The 10,502-nt window shown below is 50.6% G+C and carries 10 protein-coding genes and 2 pseudogenes; 6 read left to right on the forward strand and 6 right to left on the reverse strand.

Features of this window, described 5'->3' with window-relative positions; genetic code table 11:
- Positions 1 to 350: 350 nt before the first annotated feature.
- From FH603_RS26900 to FH603_RS29370, 4 genes and pseudogenes are all read left to right on the forward strand, one after another.
- On the forward strand, positions 351 to 584 hold the full coding sequence (locus FH603_RS26900; RefSeq protein WP_186742224.1) for an IS110 family transposase: 234 nt from the start codon (positions 351 to 353) through the stop codon (positions 582 to 584).
- 540 nt (positions 585 to 1,124) lie between these two features.
- Positions 1,125 to 2,351 (forward strand): group II intron reverse transcriptase/maturase, encoded by a 1,227-nt coding sequence (gene ltrA, locus FH603_RS26905; RefSeq protein WP_244968041.1) that lies wholly within the window; start codon positions 1,125 to 1,127, stop codon positions 2,349 to 2,351.
- Positions 2,352 to 2,378: 27 nt separating this feature from the next.
- Complete coding sequence (locus FH603_RS28805) at positions 2,379 to 2,882, forward strand: HNH endonuclease (RefSeq protein ID WP_235985630.1); 504 nt, start codon at positions 2,379 to 2,381, stop codon at positions 2,880 to 2,882.
- Between the two features lie 73 nt (positions 2,883 to 2,955).
- Positions 2,956 to 3,185, forward strand: a pseudogene (locus tag FH603_RS29370) (IS110 family transposase); the annotation flags it as partial.
- A gap of 26 nt (positions 3,186 to 3,211) precedes the next feature.
- Here the strand turns inward: FH603_RS29370 and FH603_RS26910 are convergent.
- A complete protein-coding gene (locus FH603_RS26910; protein WP_186742225.1) occupies positions 3,212 to 4,219 on the reverse strand; it encodes a transposase in 1,008 nt (335 codons plus the stop codon).
- 193 nt (positions 4,220 to 4,412) lie between these two features.
- Between FH603_RS26910 and FH603_RS26915 the strand changes: the two genes are divergently transcribed.
- Positions 4,413 to 5,033 carry an IS110 family transposase gene (locus FH603_RS26915; protein WP_235985631.1) on the forward strand — a complete coding sequence of 207 codons (621 nt, stop codon included), beginning with the start codon at positions 4,413 to 4,415 and terminating at the stop codon, positions 5,031 to 5,033.
- On the opposite strand, the gene FH603_RS29375 is transcribed toward FH603_RS26915, so the two are convergent.
- The 4 genes from FH603_RS29375 to FH603_RS26930 form a co-directional block, all read right to left on the reverse strand.
- Positions 4,939 to 5,136 (reverse strand): IS1 family transposase, encoded by a 198-nt coding sequence (locus FH603_RS29375; protein WP_186742227.1) that lies wholly within the window; start codon positions 5,134 to 5,136, stop codon positions 4,939 to 4,941. The genes FH603_RS26915 and FH603_RS29375 overlap by 95 nt on opposite strands.
- 39 nt (positions 5,137 to 5,175) lie before the next feature.
- Positions 5,176 to 5,691, reverse strand: coding sequence for an IS630 family transposase (locus FH603_RS28810; protein WP_342355230.1), 516 nt, complete (start codon positions 5,689 to 5,691; stop codon positions 5,176 to 5,178).
- 19 nt (positions 5,692 to 5,710) lie between these two features.
- Entirely contained in the window at positions 5,711 to 6,184 is a 474-nt protein-coding gene (locus FH603_RS28815; protein WP_235985632.1) for a helix-turn-helix domain-containing protein, read from the reverse strand.
- Between the two features lie 452 nt (positions 6,185 to 6,636).
- Positions 6,637 to 6,963 (reverse strand): hypothetical protein, encoded by a 327-nt coding sequence (locus FH603_RS26930; RefSeq protein ID WP_186742229.1) that lies wholly within the window; start codon positions 6,961 to 6,963, stop codon positions 6,637 to 6,639.
- Positions 6,964 to 7,081: 118 nt separating this feature from the next.
- Between FH603_RS26930 and FH603_RS26935 the strand changes: the two are divergent.
- Positions 7,082 to 8,130: pseudogene (locus FH603_RS26935) on the forward strand (IS5 family transposase).
- Positions 8,131 to 8,257: 127 nt separating this feature from the next.
- Here the strand turns inward: FH603_RS26935 and FH603_RS26945 are convergent.
- Positions 8,258 to 10,258 (reverse strand): beta-L-arabinofuranosidase domain-containing protein, encoded by a 2,001-nt coding sequence (locus tag FH603_RS26945; RefSeq protein WP_235985633.1) that lies wholly within the window; start codon positions 10,256 to 10,258, stop codon positions 8,258 to 8,260.
- Between the last annotated feature and the right edge of the window lie 244 nt (positions 10,259 to 10,502).

Genomic DNA, 10,502 nt, shown 5'->3' on the forward strand with positions numbered 1-10,502 from the left:
ACTATGAGCATACCGTATCTTCTTCGGTCAGTTGGTTGTATCTGGCCAATAGCCAGATCATGTTACAACGAATCGAGACTTATTGCCAAAGATGATTTCCCAACATACTCTTAGGTTTGAGGGCTAGTAAGATTCCCAGATTTGGTAGCTTGCCAGCAGTCAACCAGAGTGGGGTAATCTAACGGGTCGCCAAGGAGAAAGACCTATGCTCCGATTCTAGAACCCCACTCTGTTAGACTTGCAATGGCTCGGATAGAAAGATGGGTTCGAGGCCCATTACAAGGGTTTGAGCAAAGGCAAGTCGGTTGACTGACAACCAAAACTAATCGCACGGGCGACCCCGTCGTTTTATGCACATTCTCCACTACATTGGTATTGATATCAGCAAGGCTACGCTCGACTGGGCTACCTTCGAAGGCAAAGCTACGATATGGCAAACTACCACGCCCAACACTGTAGCGGTGATCAGGACTGCTCTACTGGAATTAAAAAAGCTTCCCGGCTGGCAACCGCAACAAACGGTGTTTTGCATGGAGCATACTGGGATAGTGCGACACGAAGTTGCACGTTTTGAGTATGGATAATGATCCATTCGGTCAGTGCTCGACCGATCTCCAATCCGTAGGGGCGTCACTGGTAACGGTGGGGTCTGTTGCAAGCGGATAAAGCCTAAGATGCGCGTCAATCCTTGACGCAAATCGGGCCAGAAGAAGACCGAAAGGGTGAATGAGAATGAACCTCTGATGAGACGGTCCGCCGCGCGGTGGCGTCAGTGTTGGTTACCGAAACAAGGATTGATACGGTAATGATGGGACAAAGAGGAACATCCGGCTATGCCAACGAATGGTGAGCACCCTAGTCCCCGCCATAAAGGAGGCACCCCACCCGGTCGCATCTCAAACGTGTGGAACGTGGTAATCCCAATGAAGTCTGTACCGCAAGTACAGTAGGCCTAACCGCGAGGAAAAGCACAATTCTTCAGTGGGAACAGGAAGACCCAAAAAGCGAAAGTCGGCAAGCCGAAAGGCAACGGGAATTCATAACCGGCCGGATAGGGCAATACCCACCTTGAAAGAGGGCTGACGTGGGTCTGGTGGATGAGCCCAAAGACGGAAGAACAGATTTTGAACAAGGAGCTTAGTTCGATGCACCCTAAACCGGAGGCAAACCGACTCATTGGACCAACTGACTGGCATGCCATTGATTGGCATAAGGCATTTCGGTTGCTCAAAAATCTACGCTCCCGCATCTTTCGGGCGGCTCAGGAAGGCGACTATAAAAAGGTGCGTTCCTTACAAAAGTTAATCCGGGCCGCCGGGCGGTTGCGAAGTTATGCGAACCGAGTGACCAGCGTCCGTCGAATTACCCAACTCAATGCGGGCAAGAACACGCCAGGCGTGGATCAGGTTGTTGTCAGAACGGCTAGGGAACGCCAAAAGCTGGTGGAGGAACTGAGGCAACACCAACCCTGGACAGCCAAACCCACCCGCCGGGTTTACATACCCAAAGCCAACGGTAAACGAAGGCCATTAGGGATACCGGTTATCAAAGACCGGTGCTTGCAAACCATGGTGGTACAGGCTTTAGAACCAGAATGGGAAGCCAAGTTTGAAGCTAGCAGCTACGGATTTCGCCCCGGTAGAAGTTGTCATGATGCCATTGAGCGCATCTTTCGGTATGCCCGACCCGATAGCCGACGAAAGTGGGTTGTCGATGCCGATATCAAAGGTGCTTTTGATCACATCGATCACTTGTTCCTGCTCCAACGGATCGGTCGTTTTCCTGCCAAGCGTCTGCTTGAGCAATGGCTAAAAGCGGGCTATCTGGAAGCAAATGTAGTCTACCCGACTGACTCAGGTACTCCCCAAGGTGGGAGTTGTTCTCCCTTGTTGGCCAACATTGCCTTGCATGGTTTAGAGCAAGCTATGGGCATGACCTACCAATATGGAGGTGGCCGTACCCAAACGTGCGGACCGCGCCGGGTAGTGAGGTATGCCGATGATTTTCTGGTCTTTTACTCGACGCAAGAAGATGCTCAACAAGCCGTATTGCTGCTTAGAGACTGGTTGAAGGAAAGGGGATTAGCCCTATCGGGGGAGAAAACACGTATTGTTCATCTGACAGATGGGGTCGACTTCTTGGGTTTCAATGTGCGTCAGTATCCAAGCCGAAACACGCGCACGGGATTAAAAACGCTCATTAAACCCAGCAGAACAACGGTTCAGAAAATTCGGGACCGTCTGCGAGCGGAGTGGTTAGGGTTGAAAACCCAGCGTGTGGACGTGATTGTTAAACGGCTCAACCCCATCATTCGAAGCTGGTCGAACTACTTTCGGACTGGTGTAGCCTAGGAAACCTTTACCAAGCTAGACCGCTGGATGTTCGATCGTCAGGTGCGGTATGTTCGTCGGATGCATCCCCGTAAAAACTATGCCTGGAAACAAGCCAAGTACTGGGGACGGCTCAATCTGGATCGCCAGGATAAGTGGGTGTTTGGGGATAAACAGAAGGGTATGGCACTTCAGAAGTTTGTTTGGACGCCAATCCAACGGCATATTCTGATTCAGCATACGGCTTCTCCGGACGATCCTAGTTTGCGGGCGTACTGGCAGAAACGTAGCCAACGAAAGTCGGCTGAGTTAGTACCTAGCAAGCAACGGATTGCCCGACGGCAGAACCACCAATGTCCGGTCTGCAAAACGAGTTTGTTTACCGACGAAGCCCTGCATGTTCATCATATCAAACCGAAGCAGGAAGGCGGCAGTGATGCCTATTCCAATCTGCGGTTAGTTCATGTGACGTGTCATCAACAGGTGCACTCGAAAGCATTCGCAGCAACAGAAATGAAGCAAAGAACCCTGAGCCGGTTGTCATCTGCTTGAGCCGGATGTGTTGGAAGGCACAAGTCCGGTTCTGAGGAGGGAAGGGAGCCGCAAGGCTCCTGACCTATCCAACTATAATGCCCACTTATTAGAACTACTCTACGATTTGAAATTGGCAATCTGGCTGGAGTCTTCCTTACAGATCAAGCAGGCGGGTGGTATGCAGCGAGGTAAAACCGATAAGGTAGATGCCCAACGCATCGCTCAATATGCCTATCGTTTCCGCGACCAAATACGCCTTTGGGAGCCCCACGCGAGGTTATCCAGAAATTGGCCTTTCTGAGCTCTACCCGCCAACGGCTAAATTAGGCGGCACGGATTTCCATGGATTATGCAAGCGTGGGTGTATAATTTTTGTCATATTTCTGACCTCGATGAACCACTGAGCAAACCCGATGAATGAGCTTATTGCGGACGGAGTTGAGGACAAGCATTTTGTTTTTGCCTTCGCCAACCTTACGCTGATAATAATCTTGGAGTTCGCCTTTAACACAGATCGCCGACATTGCTCCCAAATGAAATAAACTTTTAAGTCGTTTTCGAGCGTGTTCATTGACGCGGGTTTTACCGCGTATACTGCTACCCGATCGATATTCGAACGGAGCTACTCCAGCATGGCAAGCCAGCTTCTTAGCATCACTGATGGTTTTAAATTCTTCAGTAGCAATTAGCACCTCGGTGGCAGTCGCATTACCGACTCCGGGCACTGAAGTCACTAAGTCAAATAATTCTCGCAAATAATCATCGGCTTGAATAAGCTCTTGAATTTGCTTGTCAGCGTTTTTCAAATCAGTATTAATCGCATTCAATGATGCTTGGCAGCTTTTAATGAGTTGTCGTTGAAGAACAGGATCAATAAACCGTTGTTGTTCATTGATAGGTTGTTGTAACTGCTGACGTACCAGTAGAAGCCGCTGGCGGAGGCCACTTAAGGAAGCTAGCTTTTGTAAAACGGGCCTTGGTGGTTGCCAAAGGCGTATTTTGTCTCGAAAACGGAAAGCATACTCGGCGATACGAACTGCATTAATCGCATCGTTCTTACCCCGTTGCAAACCGCCCGCTTTCTTGATCTGCAAACTACTCTCTAACCAAAGGGGTAAGTGAATTTTATAAAGGGAAGATAAAAGGTGAGTGCAATACACGCCCGTATGCTCCAGGCAACAAACCGACTCCGAGATTATAAAATCAGGCAACGCCTTGATGACTTTAAGCGCCAATTTAATGCCCACTTCAGAATTAACTGTTTGAGTTTGTAGGATAATAGTTTTGCCATCTGTGACAGCCCAATCGAGGGTGGCTTTTGACACATCAACGCCAATGTAAAAGCGAGTAGTCATAATGTTTGATGTTGTAGTTTAGCGATTAGATTACCTGCTTGCCTTATTGCTCGAACCCTTACTAATGGGGCTTAATCCCCGCATTTCCATTTGAGCTTAGGCAAGCAAAACAGGGTGGGGCCTTAATCCGTGCGTAGATCAATATCTCGGCCGCCCCCTAGGGAAACCCACCCTGTTTACTTGTTGGCAAGCTATGCTAAATCTTGGTTTCTTACCACACGACAAACCTAAAGGGCCGCCCCGCTATAATCTGTTAGCTGTTCCAGTGGCCGAGCAGGAAACCTTTATCAGCAAGTCGCTACAAAAGACCCTCAAAGGCAATGTCAACAAGTCCTTAGCTGTACTCAAAGAAGAACAAAAAGCGATCGATCAGGCTATTAAACAACTCATTGAAGCTGACACTCGGTTAAAAGAATTGTTCGACTTGATCGTCTCCGTACCAGGCATCGGCCCAGTGATCGCGACCGAACTATTGATCACTACCAACGAAATGCAGACCATTAACGATCCTAAAAAGCTGGCCTGTCACGCCGGGGTCGCCCCCTTTGAATATTGCTCTGGCAGTAGCATCAGGGGCAAAACTAAAGTGAGCCATCAGGCCCGAAAACGGCTGAAATCACTGCTCCATATGGGCACCATGTCGGCTATTCAGATGAAGGGAGATTTACAGGACTACTACCAACGCAAAATCAGTGAAGGCAAGCATACCATGCTGGTTCTCAATGCTGTCCGGAATAAGCTGATCCACCGGGTTTGTGCCGTTGTACGCCGGGTTGAAAAATATGACAAAAATTATGCACCAGTCCTTGCGTAATCCATAGAAATCGGTGCGGTTGATGTCCATTAGAAGTGACGCCCTTGCGTCGGACAGCCTCCTGATTATTGCAGTAGGGGCAAGAAACGGTGATAGTTACCATGAACTAAGGACTCGAAGTCCACTATTGTAGATCCGTGAATTAGTCCGTGAAGAAGGCAACTTCCTTCTTGCGGAAAAAGCAACGGATGCGTTTGCGGTCCGCCTGTAAGTAATCAACTTCTTCCAGTACGGCGGCTTGGAGCGACTCCAGGTTTGTAAAGACCCGATTTTTTAGGGCTCGTTTGATCTGGCTCCATACTAACTCCACCGGATTAAGCATGGGACTGTAAGCGGGTAAACGTTCCAGATGAACTCGACCGGGTCGGCGGTGCAGCCAGTTTCTGACGGTTTGCGAACGGTGAATGGCTGCCCCATCCCAGATCACCAATAGGTTTTGACGTCGGTAATGCCAACAGAGCTTGCCTAAAAACCAGTTGATATCTTCGCTATCGAAGGGCTGGTCTTGACTCGCCAGATACAAGCGGCCTGCTGGCGATATAGCGGCAATCAGGTTGAGGTGCGCCCGGCCAGCCTGCTCTACCAACAAGGGTGTTTGGCCACGAGGAGCCCAGCTATGAGCCACGAAAGGCAACAAATAACAAGCGGATTCGTCCACATAAAGAATTGTCCGCCTTTCATCTTTGGCTTTTTTTGAGGGCGGGCAGGCGTTCCTCTTGCCAGTTGGCAACAGCCTGCGGATCCTGCTGCCGGGCTTGCCGGGCCGGTTTTTGCCGACTCCAGCCAACCTTCTTGAGTAGTCGGCCGATCTGAGACGGATCGTAGCTGACGCCAAAGAGTTTGTCGATAACCTGGTTGATTCGTAGTCGAGTCCAGACCTGGCCTGAAAAGCCGTGGTGCCCAGCGCCTTTAGTCAACTCTGTGGTTAGCTGGTCGAGTTGCTCCATCATTAGCCGGGGTGGTGCTCCGGTCCGTTTGCCGGTAGTCAAGCCGGACTCCCCCTGTTGGCGAAAGGTTTTGAGCGTCTGGCTAACCCAGGCGGGTGTCAGACCGAAGGCCCGAGCAATATCGGCCTGCTTCCAGCCTGTTTGTTTGAGTTCGACACAGCGTCGGCGTAGGGCTTCATAGTCTGCTTGTTTGTAGTTAGCCATAAAAAGCCAAAGCACAAACGTCAATAGACTTACTCACGAATCAATAAGTCACGACCCTACAGCTAAGTATTTAACCTTCAGTTTATTAATTTTTTAAAATTAATATTTTTAGCTTTGGTCTTCGATTTTGTAAATTACAGATAGATCATATTAAAGACCAGCTACATCAGGTAGCCGGTCTTTTTCTTGTACAGTTGGGGTGGTCCATGCCTAAGAAAATCCCGTGGCCGTAGGCAATAGAAAGGGCAAGTCCAAACAGACGAGCCCTTTCTATTGCCTACGAGTACAATTAAAAACTAAAGGTTTGTTTTCAAAAGCTCCGGATGGCTTGAAGCTATCAATCCGGGGCAAACGTACGGTTGTACGTGGTATGGCCTATCCCTGGCGAGTTGCATCCCTGCAGAGCTCGTTTCCGTTTAAGCCAATGTCTGAGCAAGCCCGTTAAAGCTCTCTTATGCCGTTTTACCTATCTCTAAGGAGTCTTCTTCCTTTTTCTCAAGTTCATACTGCTCAACGAATGTTAGACGGTCTCCAGTAAAGGATATAGTCGGGTTGATGTAATAAACGAATGGATTAGGCCCTCGTGCAATAAAGTGGTTATCTACTAATTCAGCTAACCCACTAAAAATACTGTTTTTGCCCGCATAGCCGGTAAATTTTTTACAATTCTCCAAGTCAAACATGAAGGTATCCCGGTTAGGCTCAACTTGATTAGCAACATAAGCAAACATTTTGATACCTGCTTTGGAAAGGTCAAACCAGTTTGAAAAGTTAGTCATAAATATCTTCATGAACTTAGCCTTATCAACGGCTTTGTTGCATGGCTCATGCCATAGGCTCTAAAACTAGAAAAGCACTGGTAACTTTGAGATCGCCAAACCATCAAAGTTGTCCCGAATGGGTACCAGTGCTCACCCAAAAATACGCTTTTTTGACCCTAAAGACGAACTAAAACCCGTCAGAACCGCTCAAAAAACCAAATCCAGGCCGCATAAGCAACCCAAAACGCAGTATCGGTTGACCAATTGGTCGGCCTATAATCAGGCTCTCATTCAGCGGGGGAACTTACAGCTTTGGGTCGATGAAGACACCCTCCAAAACTGGTATTTTCAAGGCCCCCAAAAACCTGGTGGTGCCTACCGGTATTCGGAGACCTGTATCGAGTGCGCCTTGCGCATTAAGTATATGCTGTCGCTGGCTTTTCGGCAGACAGAAGGCTTTATCGCCAGCCTCTTTGAGGCCATGAAGCTGGATCTTCAAACGCCCAGCTACAGCCAATTATGCCGCCGACAAGCTCAGCTTACCCAACAACTAACGCCCACCCCAAGCCCATCAGCCAGTCAGGAACCTACCTATGTAGTGGTCGATAGTACAGGACTGAAAGTTTACGGCGAGGGCGAGTGGAAGGTCCGTCAACACGGGACCACCCAGCGCCGGACTTGGCGTAAAGTGCCTGTGGCCTATGATGAAGCCAGTAACGAAATTCTGGCCATTGCATTGACAACCAATGATATAGATGACGCATCGATGCTTAAGCCCTTGCTTGATACCGTGGTTTTGCCTACTAACCGTGTCGGTGCTGATGGGGCCTATGATCGGGCCAAGTCTATGACTATTTACAAGAGCGCCAGATTCAAGCCATCATTCCCCCGCGCAGCAATGCTGTTAGGTGGACTGATCAACAAGGTCAGGTGCTGCCCCATGCGCGTAACGAAGCCTTAGTGGCTATTGAGGCAGTAGGGTTAGCTGAGTGGAAAAAACAGGTGGGTTACCATCGGCGAAGCAAAGCGGAGACGGGTATGTTCCGTTTGAAGATTACCTTCGGTGGGCGCTTACAAAGTCGAGGATTGAGTAGTCAGAAAGTGGAGGTGCGACTAAAGGCAGCTTGCCTAAATCAGTTCGCTCATCTAGGAATGCCCAAGACCGTTAAACAGGCTCCTACTTAGCCATGCAACAAAGCCCTTATCAACGGTCACTTTACGGGCAAATAGTGAATGACCTTTTACTGACCCGTCATTGTTAAAATCGCATAATCTAGGAGTTTTGCATCGTCCTTTGCGCGGGGCTAAGAGTCTATTTTGTCACCACCGGGAAGGCCGAAATCCGCAGCCGCGTGGCCCCCATAGGCACAAGCGTTACCGTTTCGGTTGGCTCGGTGGTGGCAATCGGACTTTGGGGGAGCACCCCGCACAGGCCGTATTTGTCGACCGTCCAGCCGGGAATTTTGCGGGCTTTGGCCCTCAGCGTAATGGGTGCGGTTTCGGGCGTGAAGGGGAACCGGCTCATTGGTCCCGGCTTTTTGACGACCTTAAACGATTGCGCGGGGTTAGCGGCCATCACCAGCCCGTAGTTCCAAGCCGAAGTGGGAAAGATTTCGTAGGAAGGCCACTTCGACGGGTCGGCGTCGGGTTGCCATTTCGAGTCGCCAATGGCCGTTTTTTTGCTATCTTCCTGCTGGAATTTCTCGTCTATTTTCAGCGAATAGGTCAGCGGGCCGTAGTTGACGCTGACGCTGTTTTTGTTGCGGTCCCAGGTCCGAACGGTAACCGCCATTGGCAGGTCGAGGGTGATTTTGTCGCCGCTTTTCCAGGTATTGGTCAGTACTATATACTGGCCGGGTTTGGCGGTGGCCGTCACGGATTCCCCGTTCACGCGCACGGTGGGGTTGGTACACCAGACCGGTACGCGCAGATACAGCGGAAACGCCACCGGTTTGGCGGCTTTCATCGTAATGACGACCTGCCCTTCAAACGGGTAATTCGTGGTCTGGGTGAGCATGACTGTCTGCGGAGTGTTACCCTTCCCCTGCCCTACTTTTGCCGTTACAGTCGAGGCATTGTATAACACGGCTGCCAGGCCATTGTCGGGCGTGGCCAGCCACAAGTTTTCGGCGTAGTAGGCCCAGCCGTTGGAGTGGTTGTGCTGGCAGCAGCGGCTACTGAAGGGATTCATCATTAAAAATGGCCCTTCGTTCTGGATGCCGGGACTGTGGTTTTTGCTATCGCTCACCACCATATTCGGGGCTGTTAGGTACCGCAGTGAACGGTAGTCGGGCATGAAAGCAGCGGGCAGGGTATTGAAGGCCACGTCTTCGCAGTTGTCGGCCCACATCGCATCGCCAGTGAAGCGCATCAACAGTTCATCCGAAGCCATCTGCTCCACCATGCCGCAGGTTTCCACCGCCTGCCGGGGGTCGTCGTAGCCAGGTCGGCTGTTTTCGTCACCCCCCCACATACCGCCCGGCACCTGCCCGTATTTCTCGCGCACGAGATTAAAATTGCGGTAGGTGGCCTTTAAATCCGCTTCGTTGCCGCTTTGCAGGAAGTACGTGGCCGGTTCGCGGAAGCACTGTGCAATGTTGACGTTGTGCCAGTTGGGCAGATCGTCGGTCTGCCGCCAATTGGCCGTGTTACGGTCGATTTTCGTGGCCAGATCGAGCAAAAATGGCTCTTTGGTGCGGTTATAGAGCCAATAGACGCTGTACAGGTTATCACCCCCGCGACTCTTTTCCCAGTAATCTTCTAGAAACTGATCATCGGGCAGGGTCATCTCCCACTTAAAATACTTCGTCATTAGGTTCAGGATGCGCGGGTCGGCCTTGTACTCATAGTTCGACTGCAGGCAGAACAGCATGAGCATTTGCGCCCAGAGGTCGCGCTTGCCGTTTTCTTTGACCTGCACCGGCCCAAAATCGCCGTTGTCGCGCTGGCTGTTCATCGTGCCGTCGAGCCACACCTTCGTCTCGGTTAGCATGTCGGGGCGGTTCAGGATGTAGGCCATGTCGCCGTAGCCCTTGAGCCAGTAGGGTAGTTCCTCCCAGCCGTAGTCACCTTTGCCGTCTTTGCTGAGCCAGGCGTTATTTTTTTTTGTCAGCCAGATGCTGATCTGGCCCAGATGGCCCGCCAGTCCGTCGGCCTGCCGGTCGAGGTTTTCGCGCAGCCAGCCAGCCGGTTTAATGGTGCCGATGGGCAGTTTCACAAAGAAATCCGGTTGCAGCGGGGCCGCGTTGCTGACGTAAAACGCATTGCGCGTTACCGTTGCCGGGCGGTCGACAACGGTAACGGTCGGAGCCATGGGTACGAGGGCTAGCGTGCCCGCTAAGGCAGTGGCGAAAAGGAATGGTTTCAGGAGCATATAGAGAGCGACAAAACTATTTAGAAACTTTGATTGGCAAAGTACAAATTTACACCATGAAAAAACGTGTCACTACAGGGCTTTCTCATAAAAGGGTAAAGAGCCGATAAGTAGACATCTTTGAGGTGTTCTAAATCTCGCCAAGATGACCCTTACCGACTCTTTCCAGCCCCAAGATAAGGCC

This window comes from Spirosoma utsteinense (genome assembly GCF_014282275.1).
Classification (GTDB): domain Bacteria; phylum Bacteroidota; class Bacteroidia; order Cytophagales; family Spirosomataceae; genus Spirosoma; species Spirosoma utsteinense.

Excerpts from the sequence above, each read along its gene's own strand:
- FH603_RS26900 (WP_186742224.1), top strand. The coding sequence starts at position 351 with ATGCACATTCTCCACTACATTGGTATTGATATCAGCAAGGCTACGCTC.
- FH603_RS28805 (WP_235985630.1), top strand. The coding sequence starts at position 2,379 with ATGTTCGATCGTCAGGTGCGGTATGTTCGTCGGATGCATCCCCGTAAA.
- FH603_RS26910 (WP_186742225.1), bottom strand. The coding sequence starts at position 4,219 with ATGACTACTCGCTTTTACATTGGCGTTGATGTGTCAAAAGCCACCCTC.
- FH603_RS26915 (WP_235985631.1), top strand. The coding sequence starts at position 4,413 with ATGCTAAATCTTGGTTTCTTACCACACGACAAACCTAAAGGGCCGCCC.
- FH603_RS29375 (WP_186742227.1), bottom strand. The coding sequence starts at position 5,136 with ATGGTAACTATCACCGTTTCTTGCCCCTACTGCAATAATCAGGAGGCT.
- FH603_RS28815 (WP_235985632.1), bottom strand. The coding sequence starts at position 6,184 with ATGGCTAACTACAAACAAGCAGACTATGAAGCCCTACGCCGACGCTGT.
- FH603_RS26930 (WP_186742229.1), bottom strand. The coding sequence starts at position 6,963 with ATGACTAACTTTTCAAACTGGTTTGACCTTTCCAAAGCAGGTATCAAA.
- FH603_RS26945 (WP_235985633.1), bottom strand. The coding sequence starts at position 10,258 with ATGGCTCCGACCGTTACCGTTGTCGACCGCCCGGCAACGGTAACGCGC.